The organism is Acinetobacter sp. YH12249 (assembly GCF_013417475.1).
Lineage (GTDB): Bacteria > Pseudomonadota > Gammaproteobacteria > Pseudomonadales > Moraxellaceae > Acinetobacter.
Map to the genome: position 1 here is coordinate 1 of NZ_VPDX01000019.1, position 23,952 is coordinate 23,952.

Consider the following 23,952-nt stretch of genomic DNA (forward strand, 5'->3'; position numbering starts at 1 on the left):
TGAATATATAGAGATGTTCTATAACTCAAAACGCAGACATGGTTCCAATGGTCAGCGTTCTCCATTAGATTATGAAAAGGCCCATCAAAAGATGGTTATGTGTGTCTAGAATTTTGGTGGCTATTCAATGAGATAAAAACAAAATTGTTCACTAAAATTGAAAATTTAAGCGAACAAGATAAGTATCAAATAGAACTAATTTTAAAAGAAAGTCCAATTAAAGACATTACTGAATATGGACGTATTGTACACGCAGAGATGGATGCTATCTTAAGTTGTGCAAGAACAAATGATTCCACTAAAGATACGACCTTATATGTAACTACTTTTCCATGTCATAATTGTGCGAAACATATTGTTAGCGCCGGCATAAAAGAAGTCATTTTTGTCGAACCTTATCCTAAGAGTAAAGCCTTTGAGCTACATGATGATTCCATCACAGAGTATAAAAATGATAATAAATTACGGTTTAAACCATTTATTGGAGTGGGACCACGTAGTTTTCTAAATCTATTTTCAATGACATTGGGAGCAGGCAATGAGATGGTAAGAAAAGAATCAAATGGCTCATCAAAAAATTGGGAAAGTTATTCTGCTAAGTTAAGAATGTCTACAAGTTTAGTATCTATTAAGGCATTAGAAGAACTTGTTTCTGATGCTATTTATAGATGCCGTGATATGGATCAAGAAAAAATTAAATCATTATTAGTTTCCTTAAGTGAATAAAATCATTAAAAGTTATCTCACCCTTATTCTATAATTAAGGGTGAGATAAAGATTAAATCGCCACCAGATCCCGAATACCTTTGTCTGGCATTTCGCTTCCGATACCTTGAGCAATCACTTGTCCACGTGCCATAACCGTATAACCATCTGCCAGTTCTTCAGCAAAGTCATAGAACTGTTCTACCAGAACAATTGCCATTTCACCGCCATCAGCCAGCTTACGAATCACGCGACCAATATCTTTAATGATAGATGGCTGAATTCCTTCAGTCGGTTCATCCAAAATGAGCACACGCGGTTCAGATGCCAATGCGCGAGCAATCGCCAGTTGTTGTTGCTGGCCACCGGATAAGTCACCGCCGCGTCGATACTTCATTTCTTCTAATACCGGAAAAATCTCATAAAGATGTTCCGGAACTTTACGGGTTTTGGCTCCTTTAAATTTCGCCATGCCAATCAAAATATTTTCTTCTACTGTTAGGGTTGAAAAGATATCTCGTCCTTGTGGCACATAAGCCAAACCTGCCCGTACTCGCTGTTCAGGACCCAGTTTGGCAATATCTTTGCCATCTAAAAGAATCTGACCTGATTTGATGGGCAAAATTCCCATCAGACATTTAAGTAGTGTCGTTTTACCAACGCCGTTACGACCCAGTACGACAGAGCACTCACCGACAGGTGCATTGAAAGACACATCACGCAGAATGTGACTACCGCCATAAAATTGATTTACATCTTTAACTTCTAGCATCAGTCAGCCCCCCTTAACGTCCAAGATACTTTTCAATGACATCTTCATTGGCCTGGACTTCTGCCAATGTGCCTTCGGCTAAAATCGCCCCTTGTGCCAGCACCGTTACTTTTTCACTAATGGTATCGATGAAGCTCATATCGTGTTCGACCACCACCAGCGTATGATTTTTTTTCAGCTCCAGACAAAGTTCAGCAGTCCGTTCGGTTTCGGCATCGGTCATCCCTGCCACTGGCTCATCCAGTAAAATGAGTTTTGGACGTTGCATCAGCAGCATACCAATTTCCAGCCATTGCTTCTGACCATGCGATAAAAGCCCTGCAGGTTTGTGAATAAATTCCTGCAAGCGGATTTGCTGTAAGGATTCATCCAAGGCATTTTGTGCATCCGGATCGAGCTTGCTGAAAAAGCTTTTTTTAACACGTTTATCTTTAGGTGCAGCCAAGAGCAGATTTTCCATCACGGTGAAATTTTCAAACACCGTTGGTTTCTGGAATTTACGCCCGATGCCAGCTTCTGCAATTTCTTCAGTACTCATTTTCGCCAGATTATAGGTTTGGCCAAAAAATGCAGAACCTTCAGTAGGACGGGTTTTCCCGGTAATGACATCCATCAACGTGGTTTTACCCGCGCCGTTTGGCCCAATGATGCAGCGCAATTCACCTTCTTCGATATACAGCGATAAATCATTTAAGGCACGGAAAGCATCAAACCAGACACTGACTTTTTCCAGATAAAGTGCGATCCCATGGCTAAAATCTGGCCCTTGCTCTTTTGGTCGGCCATAGCCTTCAGAAGCATGGCCGCCATGAGGTTGTAAAATTTCACTCATTCGCTACGCTCCTTTTTAAAACGGTCAAATAATCCAATCACGCCTTTAGGCAGGAAGATGGTGACCACAATAAATAATGCCCCCAGAATTAATAACCAGGCTTCTGGATAAGCGACAGTAAAGTAAGTTTTAACTGCATTAATTAAGCCTGCACCCAGGATCGGACCGATCAAGGTACCGCGACCGCCAGCCGCTACCCAGACTGCCATTTCAATCGAGTTCACCGGATTCATTTCGCTCGGATTAATAATCCCGGCTTGTGGTACATACAGTGCACCAGCGATACCTGCAATCACAGCAGATAATACCCAGGCTGAAAGCTTGTACCATAAGGTGCGGTAACCTAAATATTGCAGACGGTTTTCACTATCACGAATCGCGCCAAGCACACGACCATAAGGTTTATTCATTAAATGGCGTAGACCAACAAAGCACAGCAATAACACCAGAGCCGTGATAAAACATAGGCTGGCACGCATCGGTGCTGATGTGATGTCCATGCCTAAAATGGTTTTGAAACCGGTAAAACCGTTATTCCCGCCAAAGCCTGTTTCATTGCGGAAGAATAAAAGTGCTGCCGCAAAAGTCATCGCCTGAGTAATAATCGAGAAGTAAACGCCTTTGATTTTTGAGCGGAAAGCAAAGAAGCCGAAAATAAAGGCAATTAGTCCTGGTACCAAGACCACAAGTATCATGGCCCACCAGAAATGATTAGTCCCCACCCAAAACCAGGGTAATTCAGTCCAGCTCAGAAAACGCATAAAGTCAGGCAAACCATCACCTGCTGATTGACGCATTAGATACATCCCAAAGGCATAACCACCCAAGGCAAAGTACAGGCCATGACCTAAACTTAAAATACCGGCATAGCCCCAAACCAGATCAAGTGCTAAAGCAACTAATGCTAGGCACATGATCTTGCCGATCAACGTGACCCAATAAGCAGACAGATGCAGGCTTGAATCCGCTGGCAATAAATGCAGCCATGGCAAGGCCAGTAAAATAACAAAACAGATCGCAATTGCGAGTGCGCTATAAGGTTTATCTGAAAGTAATGATGTGATTTTCATAGGCTTACTCCACAAAGCGTCCTTTAATGGCAAACAAACCTTGTGGGCGTTTCTGAATAAACAAAATCACAAGAACCAAGAGAATAATTTTCGCCAATACTGCACCCATACCAATTTCCAGTACGGTTCCACTGACACCTAGTCCCAAAGCGGCAAGAACTGCACCCCATACTTGACCAACACCACCGACAACAACCACAAGGAAAGCATCGATAATGTAGTTCTGGCCCAAATCTGGCCCAACATTACCCACTTGAGCCAAGGCACAGCCGGCAAGACCGGCAAGACCTGAACCCAGACCAAATGCCATCATGTCAATCCGGCTGGATCGGATACCGACAGCACGAGCCATTTGACGGTTTTGCGTTACGGCACGGACAAATAAACCAAAACGGGTTTTATTCAGTAGATAAACAAGTAGCAGCAAGACAGCTACAGTAAAGACAATAATTGCAATACGGTTATAAGGCAGCATCAGGCTTGGAGTAATCGAGATCCCGCCTGAAAGCCATGAAATGTTAGAAACTTCGACATTTTGTGCCCCAAAGATCATCCGCACCACTTGCATCAGGATCAGGCTCACCCCAAAGGTTGCCAATAAGGTTTCCAGTTGACGGCCATATAAAGGACGAATCACGGTACGTTCGATCAGCATGCCAATCGCTGCACTGACAATAAATGCCGCAGGAATCGCTGCGATCAGATACCAATCTACCCAACCACTAAAATGGGATTTAAAGAAACTTTGCACTACATAAGTGGTATACGCCCCGATCATGATCAGCTCGCCATGTGCCATATTAATGACACCAAGCAAGCCATATGTAATGGCTAATCCTAAAGCCGCAAGCAATAAAATACTGGCAGTACTTAAACCGGAAAATACATGTCCAGCCCATTCACTGGCCTGAATTCGGGTTTTGATACTACTTCTGGCATCGACCAGCGCTGCTTTTAAATCAGGATGCAGATTTGGCTGAGCCAGTTCATTTTGAACCAGTGCAAGAACGTCTGGTCTGTTGGAATCTTTTAAAACTTTTGCCGCTTCTATTTTGGTCAGGACATTTTCAGATTGATAATCCAGACGTGCTTTTAACTGGGCAAAACGTGATTTAACCGTATTGTTTTTTTCATTTAAATACATCTGATTGATGGCTTTAGCATCAAGTTCGGACAAGTTATTTTCCAGAATATCAATCGCCTCAAGTCGCTGAGAGGCTTCTTCTGAATTTAATTTCTTTTTTGCTAAACCAAAGGTCAGTGCTTTATTTAAGGTATTTACCAGCGTAATTTGCGATAAATCAGATGGCCAGGTTTCCACGGTTTTTCCGTCAGGATAGCTAACCAGTTTGTCTTCTGCTTCCAGAATATAAGTATTGCCTGAACTGTCAGTATAAAGCTGATCTTTTTCAACAAACTCTGCCAGCTGATCAAGTTGTTCAACACTGGCAGGCCACTGGTTTAATAAAGCACGACGAGTGGCAAAGTCCCCACGAACAAACTGCTGAATAGCATCAAGTGACTGTTGAGATGATTGCGATACGGTTGTTTCGCTAGATTGAGTTTCCGCATGCACCATATTGAGACACAAACACTGACTCAAAATTAAAAAAATGGCCGCGAGATTTAGGCGAGTGGACATGAGTGCCCTCCCTATTTATATATTTAACGCTGTCCCGTCCGGGAGATGAAAAACCAGAAAGGCCTACTGCCGGAGCAGCAGGCTTTGGAGGAAATTATTTAGGAATGTATGGGCTCCATGGCTCAGCAGCGATGGTTTTCGGAGTCTTATAAACCACGTCAAACTGACCATCACCACGGATCTGACCAATCATCACTGGTTTATGTAAATGATGGTTGTTAGCATCCATTTGTAACTGATAGCCAGATGGTGCATCAAAGGTCTGACCTGCCATCGCTTCACGAACTTTATCCACCTCAGTAGAACCGGCTTTTTCTACCGCCTGTTTCCACATATTGATACCCACATAAGTCGCTTCCATCGGGTCATTGGTCACAAACTTGTCTGCATTAGGCAATTTGTATTCCACGGCATACTGTTTCATCTTGCCGCTGAATTCAGTATTTTTCGGATTTTTCACGGACATGAAGTAGTTCCATGCCGCTAAATGGCCGACCAATGGCTTGGTATCAATACCACGAAGCTCTTCTTCACCTACAGAGAATGCCATAACAGGAATATCAGAAGCTTTAATGCCCTGGTTACCCAATTCACGATAGAACGGTACGTTTGAATCGCCGTTGATGGTTGAGATCACCGCAGTCTTTTTACCTGCAGCAAATTTTTTCACGTTACCGACAATGGTTTGATAATTACTATGACCAAATGGTGTGTACTCTTCCATGATGTCAGCATCAGCAACGCCTTTAGATTTCAGGAAAGCACGAAGAATTTTGTTGGTGGTACGCGGATAAACATAGTCTGTACCTAGTAATACAAAGCGTTCTGCTTTACCGCCTTCTTCACTCATCAGATATTCAACAGCCGGAATCGCTTGCTGGTTAGGCGCAGCACCGGTATAGAAAATATTTTTAGACTGTTCCTGACCTTCGTATTGGACTGGATAGAACAATAAGCCATTTAACTCTTCAACCACTGGCAATACCGATTTACGTGATACCGAAGTCCAGCAACCAAAGATGACCGCAACTTTATCCTGAGTGATGAGCTGACGTGCTTTTTCAGCAAATAGTGGCCAATCAGATGCTGGATCAACGATAACCGGTTCAAGCTTTTTACCTAAGACACCCCCATTGGCATTGATTTCATTGATCGCCATCAACGCTGTGTCTTTTAATGAAGTTTCAGAAATGGCCATCGTGCCAGATAAAGAATGCAAAATACCAACTTTAATCGTTTCCCCACTAGTTGCAGCTGCTTTCGGCTCAGAGGTAGCGGCCGTTTTATCTTCAGGCGACTTTGAACAACCTGTTAAAGTCAGTATTCCCAACATTGCAGCAACAATTAAATTTTTAGAAAACTTTTTTTGTTCGACTTTCATGTACTTCTCTCCAACCTTAGTTAGGCTTTTTTAGAAAATTTGAGAGAAGCTATTCAAATACTGTGCCACTTTTAATTTATAATTTTAACCCACTGAATTTCATTATGATTATCTATTTAAAATAAAAATAGAGATTAAATTTTGCACCACTAAATACATGTTGCTCTAAAATAGAAAATAAAATCTGAGGCTGAAAATCAATTAATTAGCCTATAAAAACCTCAAAAAAATGCAGCCTTTTAAATCAAAATATTAAAATGCTTACTAATGATGCATAAATAAAATGAGCAGAAAATACATCTGCTCATCAATATAATTTATTTTTCATCAATAAAATTTTGCATATGCTGCAAAACTTCCGCCGTCTTTTCACCATGTAGCCAGTGCCCTGCATTTTCAATCACTGCAATCTGTGCATGAATAAACTGCTGATTGATGGCTTCAAAATGTTCAGATTTAGAGATATATGATGAATTTCCACCTCTTAAGAATAACGCTGGAAGTTCATTTTTTTCTATCTTCTCCCAAGCAGTAATATCTTCATAATGATCAAACAGTGCTTGCACATTAAACAACCACTGCCCTTTATTAAATGATTTTAAAAGAAACTGGATGACCATTTCCTCTTGAATATATTCACGCATAATTTTTGCTGCTTCATTTCGTGAAGCGACTTGCGCCTGTTGGACTGCAAACAAGGCTTTAAATATTTCAGAATGATGATTTTCTTGATATTGAATTGGCGTGATATCTAATACAACCAGTTTTTCAATCAGATCAGACGCCAGGTCTGCCAGCTTCATGGCAATTTTTCCGCCCATTGAATGCCCGACTGCAATAAATTTTTTAATATTTAAACTGGCTAACGTTTCTAAAATATCTTCGGCCATGATTTGATAATTCACTTCATCAGAATGGCCAGATAAACCATGATTTCTGACATCAATTTGAATCGTAGTTGCCTGCTCTGAAAAATGTCGGGCTAACATACCTAAATTACTTAAACTACCAAATAAACCGTGAATAAATACCATTGGGGCTAAAGTTGATGTTTCATGGGTTTGTATTTGATAATTCAGGATCATTTGAGAATTCCGTGATTTCCTATGTTAGGTGTTAATAGTGGAGTTATATTGGAAGTTAATCAATTGCCAATGACATAATTTAAAATTTTGCTTAGGCTATTTTTATGGAAATAAAATATGCTTAGGCTAAATTGCAATATCTGCTCATAATTGAGTGTCACACTAGATCATTAATAAAAAAAATATTTTAAAATTTTTAGGAAATATACGAGTTTTAGAGGTTTATTTGGTATTAAGTTTTAGTTATGGGATATGGATTTTGCGAGAATAAATATAAAGTAGAAAATTGCTTAGGCTATTTTAGCGTGCAATGATTTTACCGCCCTTCGTTTGAGTAAAAAAAAAACATATAAATATTTAATATTTCATAATAAATTTCAAAAGTAGCTGATATTTACCCGGTAAAATTTGTATATATATAGATTTTTATAAAGTTTATTTAATGAATAATTTAAAAAGCACTGAAATCCATATGCTACGTATCAGAGTATTTATGCATTTTATAAACAAGCTGAGAGTCGAAAAAACGGGCTAATTTTTTGGCCCTACCCTTTTTTATCCGTCTATACCTTTATCAAGATCAACATCCCTAAATAAGATATGAATATTTAATTTCATTAGCTTCTATATGCTTCATATCTGATAGTTTAAAGTAGTGTATAAAATGTATTCTAAGGCTATCTTATGAACAATTTAGTTAAAAAAAGCATTGAATTCTTAGTGGAACAAGACGTTGTTGAATCAGCAGAATGTGTAATAGCAGAAGCGGGTTTAACTCCAGCAGAATTGATCACGATAGTTTATGGTGAAATTGTTCGAACAAGTCAAATACCTATTATTCCTCAAGTAGGAACTAAGGATTTCAATATAGCTCGATTAACAGCAGCGAGTTCCTTTATTCCAACTGTCAAAGTTTCCACTCCGGAACAGAAGGATGCATTTTTAAATGATGATGGTGGCTATTAAAACTCAAGACGATGCTCTTGCTTTTATAGCTTAATTACACTTCCCTACTCTTACAAAATACTGCGGTGGTCATACCTGAATTATTCATGCTCTGTGCTTGTCGATCCAGAAAGCTTTTAGCAATCATCGCCATTGTGGACGCCATATTGAGTTCATGATTTTCTTCAGAAACTTTTTGAATCTCTTCATAAGCCGTTAAACGCTGGCAGAATGCCTGACGTTGACTTTGTGCATCAGCATTCTGATCTGGATCATCTAAAATATGTTTGGTTTCATTGACTATTTTTGTTTGCATAGCAATAAACTGATCATAATCCGCTTGTGAAAGCTTTTTGGCAAAAGCCATATTGTTCAATTGCATGCAAATAAAGAAAGTACATATTAAAGATGAGGATTTGATCATTTCGAAGGTCTTCTTTTAGTTTTCTTCTTTCCAGACATCTTCATAATCATCTGCATCAATCATGAAGCGGTAGCCCTGCTCTAAAGCCAGATAAGGTAAAACTTCAGGGGCGATATCCTGTAACTCACGCACAGTCATGGTTTCAAAAGCATCTTCATTTGAAGCCAGTTCACCACCATAAATATACCAGCTAATATTTTCTTCTGTCTCAGGCTTTCTACGGATTCCGACAATTGGATCCTGCTTCAGGGTATGTACAGCCACTGCAACGACATCATCACCACTTACTTCTACATAAGCAGAACCGACCTCTTCACACAGCAATTTCTGCTCTGCAATCAGTTCCTGTAATGGTGATAACTTCTGCGTGTTTTTCGACATTCGGTTTGACTCATTAAATTCTTTAAATACCGCTTTAGTTTAGCCTAGTTTTAAAAAATCTAATGCGTATTTTTATAAACAACCTGGAGATCTGTCCTTAAAAATGATTAAAGACAGATCGGAAATTAAGCTTATTGGAAAACTTTGAAGCGTTGATCATCTTCCAGATAATCTTTCGCACGTGCTTCACCTTCAACTGAACCAAATACCAGTTGAGCACGAAGTTTCCAGTTTTCTGGAATATCCCACTCTGCATGAACCTGCTCATCTACTATCGGATTATAGTGTTGTAAAGATGCACCCAAGCCTTCAGTATGCAATGCTGTCCAGGTAGAGAACTGAGCAATAGCAGTTGAATGTTCTGCCCAGATTGGGAAATTCTCGGCATAAGATGGGAATTGCTCTTGCAAGCCTTTTACTACATTTTGATCTTCAAAGAATAAAACTGTACCCGTACCTGCAGCAAAGGTTGCCATTTTTGCAGTCGTTTTTGCAGCACTTTCTTCATCTTTGGCATAGCTTTTTAATTTATCAGCGACAAAGCCCCAGAATTTTTCATGTTCGCCATTGAATAAAATAACGGCGCGAGATGATTGCGAGTTAAAAGATGACGGACTTTGCTTGATCGCATTTTGAATCAAATCAGTTAAATATTCAGGAGACTGCTCTACATTTTTACCAATGGCATAAATAGTACGGCGTTTTGTAATTAAATCTAAAAACTGATTCGACATTCGGTTAAATCCTTGGATATATCTTCGGGAAAACTGGAACCTTCACTTATTTTTATGAAGGAAATCTAATGAATAAGAATTCTGTGATTCATTTACTCATTAGTACTGATAGCTTAAAAAAATATGACTGGAATAGCTATATTATTAAAGTAATATCTTTATATATTCTTTTGATAAAGAATAGTTTTTTAATTTATTTTTTATCAAACGATAAAATAAATGCCCTTTTCTGAGCCAATTTCTGTTTTAAAATAAATCACTTTGTTCAATGATGTAGCAGAAATCTGTTTTGATGATAAATATAGAAATTTGCTTAGGCTATTTATTAACATAAGTGAAATGTCAATCCTTAGAAATCGCTACAAAAAAATCATCCCCCAATTTGGAGGATGAAATTGAATGAATCAGCTTAAATTTACTTAGAATTTGGCATTAAGCACTTGGGCAGAGACTTTATTTTTCCAAAGATCACGTAAGGTTGGTAAATAGAATTTTTCACCTAGTTCTACCAGTTCAGCATCAATCAAGCCATGCACATCATGCATAAATAGATAATCCAGATCCACACTAGAAAGCTTAAGATGTTTCTTCTGATATTCTCTGCGTTTTTGCTGCGCCTCTTTCACCAACTGATCCGCAAATGTCTTATCTTTATACTGGGTGATCGCATTTAAACGCAATTCAATAATGCCCCACCCTGTTAATAACATCTGAAATGTCTCAAAGTCCTGAGTGGTTGATTCCCAGGTCATTTCATCAAGATTTTCATTTTCCGGGAGAACGGGTAAAAGAAGTTCCATTACACTTGGAAAAATCTTTTTAAAATTCAAAATAAATTTAACAGGATGCTCACCTGGATAATCCTTGAATTGAACCTTTTTTTGAACATCTGTTAAATAAATATCAAGCATTAAATTTTCCTTAAACAACCTGCCATTTTATGGATGTTTATTCATAAGCCATAGAAACTCATGCTGAATAAACGACAAAACAGCAGTAAAAACGAACTGCATTTTAGCAGCTATATACGCTTATTCAATGTTAATTCGGTATGAGAAGCCATGAGGATAGGCTTTAGCACTAAAAAAACTTCAATAGTTATCTCTAACCATCCTTCTAATACGATTTCACCTGTAATTTTAGATTCTTTCTTTTATTTGCTCATGAATCTATAAAATTAAGAACTTCTGATGAGGAGAATAAAAAAGCCCACTCATAGAGCAGGCTTAATAAATATTTATAATTTTGAGTTAATCTATCTCACCAGTTTTGCCGGTTCCCATACATTTGACACACTGTTTGGCTTCCACAACGTTATAGCCGGTACCGCTACAGCTGCTACACTTCTTTTTTGTATAATCTGGATATAAATCCTCATCTGGATAGGATTCGTCCAGATCAAAATCATCATCAAAGTCAGTCATCACCCTTACCTCATTTTTCTAGTTATCAGGGAATTTCTATTAGTAATCCTTCATTGCATATCTGTCAAAACATGAACGATAGATGGTTCATAGCATTTAATAAGCAAGCTTAATTGAATGAGAATTTTCCAGAAAAAACATGTGCAATTGATTTTATTAAAATTTGTATGAATAATCCTTAGATATTATAAAGCCCTCATTTAGAGGGCTTTATTATTTAACCATAATTAGAAGACTTATTTTACGTTTGGAGCCACCATATTTTCAGGGCGAACCACCTGATCGAACTGTTCTGCAGTTACCAATCCGAGTTCTACTGCGACCTGTTTTAAGGTTTTACCTTCTTTATAGGCAGTCTTGGCCACTTTAGCTGCATTCTCATAACCAATGACTGGATTCAATGCAGTGACCAGCATTAATGAATCATGCAGGAAGTGCTCAATCTTGTCACGGTTAGGCTCGATTCCGACTGCACAGTTATCGTTAAAGCTGTTACATGCATCGCCAAGCAGTTGAATAGACTGCAACAGGTTATAAGCAATCACTGGCATAAAGACATTCAGCTCAAAATTCCCTGATGCACCGGCCACATTAATTGTCGTGTCATTCCCTAAGACTTGGGCAACTACCATAGTCATGGCTTCACTTTGAGTCGGGTTCACCTTACCCGGCATAATACTTGAACCCGGTTCATTTTCAGGAATACTTAATTCACCAAAACCACAACGTGGTCCACTCGCCAACCAGCGAATATCATTGGCAATTTTATTCAGGCTAACGGCTAAAGTCTTTAAAGCACCTGAAGCAAAAACTGCTGCATCACGGCCGGCCAAAGCTTCGAACTTGTTAAGAGCGGTGACAAAAGGCAAGCCTGTTAATTTAGCCAGAGTATCCGCAGCTTTAACAGCATAATCTGGATGTGCATTGAGGCCTGTACCGACGGCGGTTCCGCCTAATGGCAGTTCATATAACCCTTGCAAAGCCTGATACAGTCGAATTAAAGCATGATCCAGTTGAGAGACATATCCACTGAATTCCTGACCTAAAGTTAAAGGTGTGGCATCCTGAAGATGGGTACGACCGATTTTTACAATCTCGGTAAATTCCTGAGATTTGGCATGCAAGGTATCACGTAAACGTGTCACTGCCGGTATTAGCAGTTCATTGATCTGTAAGCTAGCTGCTACATGAATCGCAGTCGGAAAAGAGTCATTGGTCGATTGAGCGCGGTTGACATGATCATTTGGATGCACAGGCTTTTGTGCACCTAAAGGATTACCCAGCTTCTGGTTAGCAATATTGGCAATCACTTCATTACAGTTCATGTTACTTTGCGTGCCCGAACCGGTTTGCCATACCACTAGCGGGAACTGGCTATCCCATTGACCGCTGATCACTTCATCCGCAGCACCGATGATATAGGTCGATAACTCATGAGGAATCTGGTTTAACTCGGCATTGGTGATCGCAGCTGCTTTCTTGACCAAGCCCATGGCACGAATCATGGCGCGTGGCAAATGCTCATTGCCAATCTTGAAGTTCTGTAGACTACGCTGAGTTTGTGCGCCCCAAAGTGCTTCACTCGGTACAGCGACTTCTCCCATCGTGTCATGTTCAATACGTGTTTGCATGCTCAACCTCAATTGTTATTCCATGTTTTACTCATTTAGACAGCAGCTTCAATGCTGTACTCTATTCATCTTAATGAGTTTGATTAATTTTGCAAATGATAATTATTATCAATAATTAACTTATAGGATTCTTAATCACTGCCCTCTTAACGTATTCTGATAGAACAGCCATTCATCCTCTAACATTTTCCTTAAGGTATAGCGTGGCTGCCAATGTAACAACTGTTGGGCTTTATCCGTATTAGCACCCAGTTGATCCATTTCAGCATGCGGATATGGCAAAGCATCTACTGTAGGAACAGCGGATTGGGTGACTTCTGCAACCTGATCCAGCAAAGTCTGCATTGAGATCAGCTCTCCAGCGATATTAAAGGCTTCGCAAGTCCATTGTTGCTGTTGAGACAGCCAATGTAGCGACTTGAATACCGCATCACAGACATCCATCACATGTAGAAAACTACGTTCTACTGTATAGTCTTCGGTCTTGGCCTGACGGCGCAATTCCAGATATTCACGCTGCTTCGCACCCACCTGCATGGCCAGAGGCACAATATTCTTTGGTAAAGGTGGCACCCATTCACCTAAAATGCCATTTTCAAAAGCACCCGCGACATTGGAAAGACGTAACATCGCAATACGCCATTCATTATCCGTCTTGGCAGTATCCCGGATGATTTCTTCCACCATCTGCTGTGATTTAATATAAGGATTTGGATAAGTGTAATTGAAAGCCTGATCTTCTTTTAAATCCGTTCCGGAATGGCCATATACAGCCAATGAAGACAAATGCACCAGATTGCGTACTCCAGTACGCTGCATGGCACGCATCAAGCTCATGATACAGCTGACATTATCATTATAATATTCAAGTGGTTTTAAAACTGATTCTTCTAATGATTTAAAGCTGGCAGTATGAATGACAGCCTGTACTGAATTCTGTTCAAAAACTTTATTTAATGCTGGAGTGTTACGGATATCAATTTTGACAAAAGGCACATAGCGGCCGGAAATAAATTCAAGGCGTTCTAAGGTCTGTAGACTGGCATTGGCCAGATTATCGACCACAATGACCTCTAGTCCTTGTGCCATCAGACTTAAAGCAATATGTGAGCCTAAAAAGCCTAAACCACCCGTCACTAAAATCATTGTTTATTAACTCCGCTTTAGAATCAGTATTTTAAATTGATATGGTGTTTATTTGGTGCTTTCTCCGACTTATCCACAGGATCAAAAACGCAAAAACCGACCCAAAATTTCTTCTGAGCCGGCTAATCTGCTCAATAAGTATATTTTATTTTACAGGTCGAACAAAAGTTGATTGTTATGTAATGTATGGAATTCATGACAATGAATTAAGCCTCATCTTGAGAGCTTTTATTAAATTATAATCTTCAGTTATAAAACTAAAAGGTAAGAGTATGAGCTACAACTATCCTCACTATATAAAGAAGAATGGAAGATATTTGGCCTACCGAATCCAGACTGATGAGTATGATTTCTTGGAAGTGTCAGACGTTGATGCTATGTATTCTGCTGGCTGGTATTGGGATAAGGATTTTGAGAAAGCTAAGCAGTTCTACAGTAAGTATGAAGCGGAGAAGTTTTTGAGGGATAAACGTGGGGAATTTTGGGAAGGCGTGGAGATAACAAGACAATGAGAGCATGGACCTACTTTTATGTAGAGCATACGATAAAGAATGGGTAGATTTTTAGGACGGAAGCCGGATGGGCTTAAATTTGAAGAGTAATTATGTGTTTTTAATTGGGGTGAAAAGTTGAAAAGAATCAATCCATTGGCTTTAAGTGTCATTGGTGGAATATTTATATTGGCTATAGTTTACATTTTATTCTGGGTTTTATTACTATGTCTTGAGTCACCCAATGCTGCAAAAGAAGCTATAAATATTTTAGGCAGTTACTTTGGTGGGGTTGCAACACTATGGGCTGCTTTTATTGCAGCTTATTTATTTAATGATTGGAAGGATCAGCATAATAAAGGGATAGATGCTCAACTTTGCATGAAGGTTATGGATTCAGTTTATGATTGCGACTTAAACCTCCTTAGAATTAATACCTTCATGGTGGATTATTTGTCAACACCTCATAAAATTTCTTATCAGCAGGAGTTGAATATTAATCTAAAACAACTAAGGGATATTATAAATATTATGGCTTCATCTTTATGCATACTGGGTCATATAATACCAGAAGATGATTACAATCAAGAATTTTTACCCAACCTGCAAAGTGTTATTGATGATTTAGAAGAATATTATAAGGCAATAAATACCACGTTTAGGGGACTCAACACTCCTATGCCTATTGAGTTTATTCAAAGCTACAACACATTATGTGAAGGTAGTAGGATTAAGTATAGATCCGTAATTGAAAAATTACGCCGGTACTATAAGGCTTAACTCTCAAATCACCTCAATACATATTCTTTCATTCACATTCGTCGTAATCGAATGAGCTGTGTAGCCTAGTAGGATGCACAGCGTTAAAAAACTTAAATAAAGCTACTTTTACTTAAATTACAGCCAGTTAGTTTAAAAAAATATGGAATATACAGTAAATTTATTTGAATATTAATATTTTATGAGTATATTGCATTTACGAAATTATCATCAGATTTGAATATATGGCAATGAATATAAAAAATTTTTTACTATTAGGGATATTGGGATTTTTAACTGGATGTCAGGTTGTAGAAACTGCAGATGATAAAAAATCTGTTTCTATGCTACCACTGTATATTCCTAAAGAAGCGCGTTATTTAAATACTCCATCGAATGCACCCACCTCTGAAAAGTTGACGGCATATACAAATCAACTTGTTAGCCAAGAGCAAAAATATGCAACGATAAAAACTATTCCTTATACATTTTTTCAGGGTTCTGGCTCCCTTAGTGCGTACCCATATACCGTTTATACCTTTGATGGAAAACGCGTAAGATTTGTTGAGAATTCAATCATCAGCCCTTCTACTACAATGACTCGATTTGATTACTCGCAAGCAAAATTAAAACTACCGGTTGGTCAACATGACATTGTTTTTGTTAGCGGAATAGGTAACCATAGTTATTTCACTGAAATTAAAAATATAACCTTGGAAGAAAATAAAGATTATGTGATTGGTGTTGATCGTATTCCAGGCAGCAAGCCAAGAGTATTTATTGCTGAATATGAAGTAGATTCAAGATTTAAATCAAACGATCCAGACTCTATTGTAATTAAAAAACGAATTGTTGAAGATGTTGAGCATGCAAATCTCAAAAGTGTCAAAGTATATTAAAGAAACAGCTACTTTCGGATTATTGGCATCCTTAGTCCTATTACAGGGCTGCGTAAAAATGATCTTGCCGACTTCTGAAAGTGAATTAATCTCTAAGTCAATTGGCAAAGGTGGGTCAGTAGATGTTCCATTGGGATATGTAGATGCTTATGCGAATTTAAAGCAAGCGTATTTAAGATGTGAGCAGGTAAAAACTGCGAATTCATATGTATTAGTTGATGCAAATTTAGATCGGGAAAAAAATCTTGCCATTTTTTTTGGTAAAGCACCTTATGGCACCTATCTGTTTAAAACAACTATCACGCCGTCTGATGCTAACAATTCTAAGCTTACTCTTCATTTGATGAAAGCTCAGCTATTAACAGAAAAAGCCAATCAAAATTTACTTCAAAAGCGTTTGGAGCGAGATAGACTACGTGCTTTAGGCCAAGACACTAAATGCAATAAAGATTAATTTTTCAAGCCAAGCATTATATTAAAGTTTTAAAAAAGCTGTGAACCCTAGGGTTGCACAGCAGTAAAATCTTAATTGCACCTTTCATAATCAATCAGCACTTTGGCCACAGCTTTTGCTGCAATCCAATAACGTGCCTGGTATGCTGCAAGCTCAGCTTCATTCGAAATAAAACCAAGCTCCACAATCAAACCGCCAGCATTCACGTACGCCAAGCGGCCACGTGCTGACTTAGATTGGTCAATCCAGCCATTATCGCCACGTAATCGGCTGCCCAATGCAGTTGCTACAGCTGCAGATAGATCCTGTGCCAATTTCTTATCTTTTGGCAAGGCAATTGTCTCTACTCCATTCGCTTGTCTCGAAGTCGCAGCATTCATATGGAATTCAACCGCAACACTAGATCCTTTGATCAACTTGATGGCCGATGAAAGCGGATCATTCTGTGATCCGGTACCATCATTTTTGACCTGAATGCCTGCCTCACGTAAATAAAAAGAAACCGCATTCCTGAAATTAGTCACCAAATCAGCTTCTTTAATTTTGCCATTCACTGCACCAGGATCAGAATTGCTATGTCCTGCCGTGATAGTGGCAAAACCTAAAGATTGCGATAGATTTGGCTGAGCCTTTTTACGGCCAATCAGCACCGCCAAGAACATCAAGCCCAATGAAGCAATCGTTTGATACGGTTCAGGCAAGACATTGGCGTTATACACTTCCTGCAAAACTAAATGTACGCAGGATAAAAAAAGCGCCATATAGGCGCCGTATTTTACTGAGTCAAACTTCCAAACACTTTCATTAATTAATTTCATCTTATCTCTCTTCACTGTTTGTTTTTTTGTTGATCAATCTGGTTCCGCATTGCTGCCAGGTCTGTATCCATGCGGATCTGCTTTGATTCGATAATGGCTAATTTTTGATTTAGTCCTGCATTTTCTTTAGCAAGTGCTGTGCTCCCTTGAACTATCCATGAACCAAAGGCAATGAGTAGCCCAATAGCAGTTCCACCTAGGGCTTTCGCAAAGGTGAGCCCTCCTTTAGCCTGGTTCATATCCGCCTGAAGCAGATCAATATCCCGTCGGTTTGCCACAGCTTGTGACTGGTAATATTCATTCCGTTCAGTTAAGCGAATGACGTTGTTGTTTAATTCACCCATTTCCAAGCGCAGTTGATCTAATTTTTTCTCAACTCGCACCCCATACGTTTCACTGTCAGGCATACTCCCCCCTATTTTTTTGGCAATAAAAAAGCACCTAAAAAAGGTGCTGTCATTTGGTTAAGTTTAGACTTCTATTTCTGAATGCTGACCAGTTGGTGCTGGCCTTAGGATCACCTGGTTTGAAATGAATACTCTGGCACCTAAATTGTAGGCTGTACCAGAGGTGCAAAGTACTGGACCAGATCCACCAGCGATCTGCACCCGATACTCTGGATGCTTCACTGATGTGATGGTGCCAATGTATTCGGCATGGGTTGGATTCAAGAGCTTACGCAATTCAAATAAAGGATTACTCACGGCTGATGCGCTCCACGGTAATGGTTTCATTGACCTTTTCATGTGAGAAGCTGCCTGATACTGAATCAATTACACCCCACCACTGACCATTGAAGGCAATGGTTTTACCAGGTAGCATCTCACCAATTCCCTGGCTAACTGGAATATCAGAGAAAGTGTGCAGTTCTTGAATATTAGCTTTCACCAATGCATTTTTTCCGTAACTGGCACCAGATACCACATTAAATAATGGACCAGTGACTGTTTCCAGTGGCACATCTCCCGAAGTACCGCGCTGCTGTACTTTCAGACTTTCACCACTTCGACTATTCACTACGGTAATAGCATTAAAGTCAGCAATGTATTCATCGTTCTTCTTAATGTTCTGTTGCATCACCAGGCTTTCAGACAAAAGAATATCGTAGTCATCTACGGTCATCGTATCCCAATAGCCTTTCTGGTACCGGGGTAAAATAGTCAGGGTGTTGCCTGCTTTCTGGCTATAGATAAAGCCACCGCCTGAATCAACGACCTGCTTGATTGCATCGATTGGTGCAAGTTCTGCATAGCTCAGGCTTTCAATCGGAACGATCCAGCCCAGTTCATCCATGAGCTTCCAATCTAGAATAGTACCTGCATTAGCCCGATCTAGTTCAGCCTGAACCAGTTGAACAGAAGTACGTTCGTTATCCTGGATAAATGAGCGTGTTGGTCCGTATTTATCTGAGTTCAACGCTGTAACACTTCGACCTGGATAAGTGTATAAAACACTGGCAAAACGTCGGGTTTCTTCTGGATCTTCCAGCAAAATATGATGCTCAAAGCCATTGATGACCAGTTTTAAAATAACCGGCTGCCCATCGATCGGCTGTAGTTTATCTTTCTCGGTATGGGCCACTGTAATGGAGTAGGTCCAGCACCATTGAGACCGGCTGCTACTATAAGTGCCATCCATTACTTTAATTTTCTCACCGGTATCTAATCGCTCGGCTGTTAATGTATTCACGATATACCACCAGTTCTTGTTTGGCAGTGCTGGAATACAGTCATCTGCACCAAAATTTAAAACAACGTTGTGCGAATCAACGTCATGACATAAGCAGATAAAATTTAAATCACCAGTGCCCTCATATTTAGGTATTTCAGGCTTTGGCCAAGGTTGAACCGGATGCTTGCGGTAATGAATCGCTTTAGCTTTATCCCAAGGTAAATCCGACTTGGTGATGATCTCTAGACCCTTGTCCCATTCAAATGAAAAGCACTTTTCAAATTGCTCAGCGACTTCATATGAATAGGTAAATTGCTTACGTCTGCGGATCATTTCCTGCCAGACCGTTTCCCGGTTATGTCGTAGTTTGATCGTTTCCTCATGCAGGTAGCGCTGGTGAATAAAGCGTTTATCGCCATCTTCCCAAATTACATACGCATCAGAACTCAATCCGGTTGCTTGCTCATGTAGCGACCTGATCGCGCGATTTAACGACCCTGCATGCTCATGCCAAATATCCACTTGATTAGAAATTACCAAGCCTTGATCATAAAAAAGAGCCTCATTCGAGACTCTTAATATTGGCTTGGCCCATGGTATTTCTGTGGTACCTAAGGCTGCTATGGCTTTTTGGTAGCGAATGTCAAAACCATAAGACACGCCTACCAGATGATTAATATCGAATAACGCTTCAAATTGGGCATTTAATCCAGTTTGAATGACCGCATCCACTGCACAATACTGATCAATTCTGACGGCAGATAATTCAGCTATAAAACCGGTTTGTAGCTGTACATCTAGCTGTGCAAACTGCCCTGTAACAGCACTAAACTCTGCATTAAAGCCCGTATTAATCTGAGCATCTAATACATCATTGGTATCACTAACTGCATTAAGTTCAGGGATAAATTTTGTATTGATTACTACATCAAGAGAAACAAGGTTTTGACCATCACTGCCGAAGTTAAGATCGGTAGAGCCGGTGACGGGATCTTTAAAGTTAAGGTTTACCTGGTGGCCATCGGGTGGAATATAGTTCGACACATGTCCACCTCATTTATGTTGATGGTCGTAGAATCAGTGAATTCATCATAAGAGTGCTGCCCAGCACTAAATTAGGATTTGCCAGAGTTATGTCAGATCCAACCGCAAAGTCAGCAACTGCTTTCCCTTCACCATTAAATAAACGCGCCCAAACTGCAGTGCCTGATTTTATAACTGTTGCTGCATCTGTCTGATTCAACTCAACGTAATCGGTATGCACTTGTTTGATTGAGGGTTTAGGCAGCGTTAATGTAACCAATCTGGCGCTATTGTTTGCTGCTACCGTTACATTTGTAGGCTTTGCATCATCATAAAAAACAAAGGTAGCGTTTGCGCTACCTTGATCTAAAAAATTTGCCAGTGCCTGTAATTGAGCCAGCCCGGCAGCTAAAGAGGTTTGGATCATTTTGCCACCACTTTATCTGAAATCACTGCGTTGTATTCTTCGTTTGGATCAAAGGCCACTACAAAACATTCTAGCCCAACTGCAATGTTTCTAAAGGCATAAGAACCATCAGCTTTTGATGTAGTTTCCCAAAGCAATTGTCGGTTACTACGCTTAAAAACACAGATAGGCACAGGTGAATAATTAGCACCTACTTTTTTGGTTGTGCCTTTGATTTGACCAAGGCCTTGATCTACATTCAATACCGTAATAATCGGCTTAGGCAAACGAATAAATGCATAGCCCAATTGTGTTAATTTTGCATAATTTGGGCTATATCCGCCATAAAAGACCCTGTATATTTTAATGTTCAATTTTAATTACCTCGACTGGAATCGCCACCCATAAAGCCCCAAACCCATGAAGAACAACGCGATTGCTAAAATCTATATCCATAACAATTGATGGGGATTGGTTTTGTGCCATAGAGGGGGTTTCACCACTATTTGCGCTAAACCCAGATGTAAACACTCCACCAATTAAGCAACCTAAAAACTGGTTTGTGCCTTTATGGAATAACTGAATTGGTCGTGCAACTGTGGTATTAAATACGTCCACTGTGTTGGGCAAAAAAGATGAGTTTGCTTGAGGTGAATAAACTTCATTTCCCGATGATGTTGCTACATCAACTCGCACTGGATAAACCCCAATGAGAGCGGCGAAACTCCTTGTTTGAGATTGTGCGGTAGTGGTACTAGCTCCATTATTCTGAGCGAAAAGCACCGGGTATTTTAAAACATCATAATTAAGCGTCATTGCAGGAACCACCCCAACTGCCGCCCTGTTACCACCGGCACTCCCAGACATAATATTGTATGAAAAAACGATATGATATTTACTACCAACCACCAACCCATTACCAAATGTTGAATACCCTTGGCTATAAGTGTAGTTATTAAATGTTGCTGCGGTAGATTCACTAAAATCCCATCGAATATTGGAGGTTGCTTCTGCCACCGTGGCGCATGTTGCGAGATCTTGTAGACAATTAGGGTCAGTGATGTGTCCTAAATTGAGATCCACTGTTCTCCCTATCCCAACAGCCATACAATTACGGTTACCCGAAGTGGTCGCATTTTGAAAGCATAATCGTGCATACATATCCGTATCATCGATATGTTTGAACTTATAAATCTGAATATGATTTAACTCATAAACCAAATCCCAACCAAGCGAAGCAACCTTGGTTGTAAAATTGCCTGCGATTGAAGCTGGTGCACCATCAATCGTCATCGTAACTGTATTTGCAGTCACACTATCAATGACAAATTCACCACCATTGATACCTAAAATCTCAGGAGCACTGACTTTTAGAACACGATCCGCCACATAGCCATGCGTGCCACCATAAGTAAGTGTGACCTGATTGCCTGCCACGGCCACGCTTGAAACAGTCTGCTCGTTATACCCCAGTGCCAACATTTTCTTAAAACGATCTGGAAATAGGTTTTTAGACCCCGCACAAAAGTCCAAACCTACATCAGAAAAATCAAATAATTTAGTCTGTGTCTGTTTCATTGCCATTTTCATTCACCCATAAAAAAAGACCGCATAAGCGGTCATATTTGATTTAACTTTTAAACCACGCGGTCAATGTCACCACGCAGCATGATCTGGAATTGATCTGACATGACAGTTGGCTCAGATTGCTTCACTGTACGAATCACCCAAACTGGGAAGTTTGCAGCTACAGTGTTAAAGCGCAGCACGTTACCGTTTGCCCAACCTGCACCCCAACCTTCCTTTTTCACTGTAAAGTAAGGCAAGCCAGTCACGGGGTTAATCGGTGCAAAATCGACATTCACACCACCCGTGCCGATCTGCCCCGAATATTCACCAACACAACGGAAATTGGTATTGTCTGTGAAAGTTAAAGCCCATCGTTCCTGAATCGCACCTTTGTTGGTCACAGTAATTGGATATAGCGCATCGTTATAGTTAGCTGAAATGCCACTACCTGTTGCTTCATCTGCCCAAGCGCCATTCCATGAACCTTGTACGAACTTTCTGGTATAACGCGCCTGCATATCGCCAATCACCAGCGCCGATCCGACAATGGTATCCACTGCATCATAGTTATGCGTTAAAGGCTTGGTGAATGTTAGCTGGCCATTGATCTGCACATCACGAATCAGACCCATATCCTGATAGCGATATTTCACTGTCAGTGGTGCAACCAGATTGCCTAGTGCGAAGTCACCGCCCAATGTCAAACGACCATAATCATAATCAATAGTGTAGAGATCAAACGGTACTTTTGTGCCATTGGCATCTTCCAATTCTGCCCATGAGATCCGCTGATCATTCAGGTCATATGTGGTACCTGCAATCGCACTTGACAATTCCTGAGACTTGCTTGAGCTGACAATACCAATACCACCCACCCGGAAAATTGGTACCCGACCATCAATCGGTAAGCGTGTAGCAGACAGACCCAATATTTCAGAATCCAGAGGAATATAGGTATACGCGACTGCGTTATAACGCACCGATGAAGCATCTACCCAGACTGGAACATTGATAAAGGTATCTGCCCCTTCCTGATATTCTAATAGTGGGTCATACCAGTCGTTTGCCTCAATATCCGCACGGTTGGCTTCGGTGATTTTGGTTTTGGTATAAAAATAAATCGTGACAAAACCATTATCCCAATTGACCTGACCATGGGCCAGCTGCGTTTCAATCACCCCGTTTTCATCTGCAGTTAGTGTTATTTGACCATACTCAATCGTTCCGACAACTACTGTAAGTGATTGCGGACGAATTGGCATAATAGGTGTTCTGAAGCTGATTTTATTGATTGGCAGCAGATCAGTTGTTGTGGTTAATGACTCAAGAACAATGGTGTTGTCCGCATTTGGTGTCCAGGAATCTATTTCAACAATTCCGGTGCCATACTGAATGACACCAGACTGAATACCGCTGTTATTGGCCGGATTCACATTGCGATATAGCAAGCCAGTGCGATCCAGGAAGGTATCAGCACCCACCTTAAATCGGACTGAGCCTGTCAAAATCTGCTCATCAAAGCCAGAGGATAAATCCAGTTTGAGCTTATTGGCCGTCACCATATGGGTTGCCGAGTTCGATCCTGATGTATCACGATATTTAATCTGAACATCTACAGCACCAAAGGCTTTCAGTTCAACCTGTTCACCAGAAATACTGGATGTTTGTGGAGAATAAAAAGACATATTTC

At 40.0% G+C, this 23,952-nt stretch carries 27 protein-coding genes; 6 read left to right on the forward strand and 21 right to left on the reverse strand.

Features of this window, described 5'->3' with window-relative positions:
- The first annotated feature begins 99 nt into the window (after window positions 1–99).
- Complete coding sequence (locus FTV25_RS10745; protein WP_180003485.1) at window positions 100–726, forward strand: deaminase; 627 nt, start codon at window positions 100–102, stop codon at window positions 724–726.
- A 52-nt stretch (window positions 727–778) separates the two neighbouring features.
- Here FTV25_RS10745 and urtE read toward each other — a convergent pair whose 3' ends face one another.
- The 6 genes from urtE to FTV25_RS10775 form a co-directional block, all read right to left on the reverse strand.
- Window positions 779–1,477, reverse strand: a complete 699-nt coding sequence (gene urtE, locus FTV25_RS10750; RefSeq protein WP_180003488.1) for an urea ABC transporter ATP-binding subunit UrtE — start codon at window positions 1,475–1,477, stop codon at window positions 779–781.
- Window positions 1,478–1,490: 13 nt separating this feature from the next.
- On the reverse strand, window positions 1,491–2,309 hold the full coding sequence (gene urtD, locus FTV25_RS10755) for an urea ABC transporter ATP-binding protein UrtD (RefSeq protein WP_034171447.1): 819 nt from the start codon (window positions 2,307–2,309) through the stop codon (window positions 1,491–1,493).
- Window positions 2,306–3,379 carry an urea ABC transporter permease subunit UrtC gene (urtC, locus tag FTV25_RS10760; RefSeq protein WP_034705328.1) on the reverse strand — a complete coding sequence of 358 codons (1,074 nt, stop codon included), beginning with the start codon at window positions 3,377–3,379 and terminating at the stop codon, window positions 2,306–2,308. Before urtC ends, urtD begins: the two co-directional genes overlap by 4 nt.
- Window positions 3,380–3,383: 4 nt before the next feature.
- On the reverse strand, window positions 3,384–5,021 hold the full coding sequence (gene urtB, locus FTV25_RS10765) for an urea ABC transporter permease subunit UrtB (RefSeq protein ID WP_180003491.1): 1,638 nt from the start codon (window positions 5,019–5,021) through the stop codon (window positions 3,384–3,386).
- Between the two features lie 94 nt (window positions 5,022–5,115).
- Window positions 5,116–6,402: an urea ABC transporter substrate-binding protein gene (gene urtA / locus FTV25_RS10770; protein ID WP_159123013.1), complete on the reverse strand. Its 1,287-nt coding sequence runs from the start codon at window positions 6,400–6,402 to the stop codon at window positions 5,116–5,118.
- Between the two features lie 317 nt (window positions 6,403–6,719).
- Complete coding sequence (locus tag FTV25_RS10775; protein WP_180003493.1) at window positions 6,720–7,487, reverse strand: alpha/beta fold hydrolase; 768 nt, start codon at window positions 7,485–7,487, stop codon at window positions 6,720–6,722.
- A 684-nt stretch (window positions 7,488–8,171) separates the two neighbouring features.
- On the opposite strand from FTV25_RS10775, the gene FTV25_RS10780 reads away from it, so the two are divergent.
- The gene (locus tag FTV25_RS10780; protein WP_159123011.1) at window positions 8,172–8,453 is read left to right on the forward strand and encodes a damage-inducible protein J; all 282 of its coding nucleotides are present in this window, start codon (window positions 8,172–8,174) and stop codon (window positions 8,451–8,453) included.
- A 34-nt stretch (window positions 8,454–8,487) separates the two neighbouring features.
- On the opposite strand, the gene FTV25_RS10785 is transcribed toward FTV25_RS10780, so the two are convergent.
- The 7 genes from FTV25_RS10785 to FTV25_RS10815 form a co-directional block, all read right to left on the reverse strand.
- Entirely contained in the window at window positions 8,488–8,856 is a 369-nt protein-coding gene (locus FTV25_RS10785; protein ID WP_159123010.1) for a hypothetical protein, read from the reverse strand.
- 15 nt (window positions 8,857–8,871) lie between these two features.
- Window positions 8,872–9,237, reverse strand: a complete 366-nt coding sequence (locus FTV25_RS10790) for a hypothetical protein (protein ID WP_034706678.1) — start codon at window positions 9,235–9,237, stop codon at window positions 8,872–8,874.
- Window positions 9,238–9,368: 131 nt separating this feature from the next.
- Complete coding sequence (locus FTV25_RS10795; RefSeq protein WP_034706681.1) at window positions 9,369–9,971, reverse strand: nitroreductase family protein; 603 nt, start codon at window positions 9,969–9,971, stop codon at window positions 9,369–9,371.
- Window positions 9,972–10,390: 419 nt separating this feature from the next.
- Window positions 10,391–10,882 carry a hypothetical protein gene (locus FTV25_RS10800; RefSeq protein ID WP_005235543.1) on the reverse strand — a complete coding sequence of 164 codons (492 nt, stop codon included), beginning with the start codon at window positions 10,880–10,882 and terminating at the stop codon, window positions 10,391–10,393.
- Window positions 10,883–11,221: 339 nt separating this feature from the next.
- Entirely contained in the window at window positions 11,222–11,395 is a 174-nt protein-coding gene (locus FTV25_RS10805; RefSeq protein WP_171431285.1) for a hypothetical protein, read from the reverse strand.
- Window positions 11,396–11,631: 236 nt separating this feature from the next.
- Entirely contained in the window at window positions 11,632–13,026 is a 1,395-nt protein-coding gene (gene fumC, locus FTV25_RS10810) for a class II fumarate hydratase (RefSeq protein ID WP_180003495.1), read from the reverse strand.
- Between the two features lie 135 nt (window positions 13,027–13,161).
- Window positions 13,162–14,172 (reverse strand): NAD-dependent epimerase/dehydratase family protein, encoded by a 1,011-nt coding sequence (locus FTV25_RS10815; RefSeq protein WP_034706304.1) that lies wholly within the window; start codon window positions 14,170–14,172, stop codon window positions 13,162–13,164.
- Between the two features lie 272 nt (window positions 14,173–14,444).
- On the opposite strand from FTV25_RS10815, the gene FTV25_RS10820 reads away from it, so the two are divergent.
- From FTV25_RS10820 to FTV25_RS10835, 4 genes are all read left to right on the forward strand, one after another.
- The gene (locus FTV25_RS10820; protein ID WP_180003497.1) at window positions 14,445–14,684 is read left to right on the forward strand and encodes a hypothetical protein; all 240 of its coding nucleotides are present in this window, start codon (window positions 14,445–14,447) and stop codon (window positions 14,682–14,684) included.
- Window positions 14,685–14,801: 117 nt separating this feature from the next.
- Window positions 14,802–15,443: a hypothetical protein gene (locus FTV25_RS10825; RefSeq protein ID WP_180003500.1), complete on the forward strand. Its 642-nt coding sequence runs from the start codon at window positions 14,802–14,804 to the stop codon at window positions 15,441–15,443.
- Window positions 15,444–15,667: 224 nt separating this feature from the next.
- Window positions 15,668–16,321 carry a hypothetical protein gene (locus tag FTV25_RS10830; protein ID WP_180003502.1) on the forward strand — a complete coding sequence of 218 codons (654 nt, stop codon included), beginning with the start codon at window positions 15,668–15,670 and terminating at the stop codon, window positions 16,319–16,321.
- A complete protein-coding gene (locus FTV25_RS10835) occupies window positions 16,290–16,775 on the forward strand; it encodes a hypothetical protein (RefSeq protein WP_180003504.1) in 486 nt (161 codons plus the stop codon). Before FTV25_RS10830 ends, FTV25_RS10835 begins: the two co-directional genes overlap by 32 nt.
- A 71-nt stretch (window positions 16,776–16,846) precedes the next feature.
- Here the strand turns inward: FTV25_RS10835 and FTV25_RS10840 are convergent, their stop codons facing one another.
- From FTV25_RS10840 to FTV25_RS10875, 8 genes are all read right to left on the reverse strand, one after another.
- Window positions 16,847–17,593: an N-acetylmuramoyl-L-alanine amidase gene (locus tag FTV25_RS10840; RefSeq protein ID WP_180003506.1), complete on the reverse strand. Its 747-nt coding sequence runs from the start codon at window positions 17,591–17,593 to the stop codon at window positions 16,847–16,849.
- An 11-nt stretch (window positions 17,594–17,604) separates the two neighbouring features.
- On the reverse strand, window positions 17,605–18,000 hold the full coding sequence (locus tag FTV25_RS10845; protein ID WP_034171137.1) for a hypothetical protein: 396 nt from the start codon (window positions 17,998–18,000) through the stop codon (window positions 17,605–17,607).
- Window positions 18,001–18,063: 63 nt separating this feature from the next.
- Complete coding sequence (locus tag FTV25_RS10850; protein WP_180003615.1) at window positions 18,064–18,297, reverse strand: hypothetical protein; 234 nt, start codon at window positions 18,295–18,297, stop codon at window positions 18,064–18,066.
- The gene (locus FTV25_RS10855; RefSeq protein ID WP_180003508.1) at window positions 18,290–20,308 is read right to left on the reverse strand and encodes a hypothetical protein; all 2,019 of its coding nucleotides are present in this window, start codon (window positions 20,306–20,308) and stop codon (window positions 18,290–18,292) included. Before FTV25_RS10855 ends, FTV25_RS10850 begins: the two co-directional genes overlap by 8 nt.
- Window positions 20,309–20,321: 13 nt before the next feature.
- A complete protein-coding gene (locus tag FTV25_RS10860; RefSeq protein ID WP_180003510.1) occupies window positions 20,322–20,714 on the reverse strand; it encodes a hypothetical protein in 393 nt (130 codons plus the stop codon).
- On the reverse strand, window positions 20,711–21,067 hold the full coding sequence (locus FTV25_RS10865) for a carboxypeptidase regulatory-like domain-containing protein (protein WP_180003513.1): 357 nt from the start codon (window positions 21,065–21,067) through the stop codon (window positions 20,711–20,713). Before FTV25_RS10865 ends, FTV25_RS10860 begins: the two co-directional genes overlap by 4 nt.
- On the reverse strand, window positions 21,057–22,277 hold the full coding sequence (locus FTV25_RS10870) for a hypothetical protein (protein WP_180003515.1): 1,221 nt from the start codon (window positions 22,275–22,277) through the stop codon (window positions 21,057–21,059). Before FTV25_RS10870 ends, FTV25_RS10865 begins: the two co-directional genes overlap by 11 nt.
- A gap of 53 nt (window positions 22,278–22,330) precedes the next feature.
- A complete protein-coding gene (locus FTV25_RS10875; protein WP_180003517.1) occupies window positions 22,331–23,947 on the reverse strand; it encodes a hypothetical protein in 1,617 nt (538 codons plus the stop codon).
- Between the last annotated feature and the right edge of the window lie 5 nt (window positions 23,948–23,952).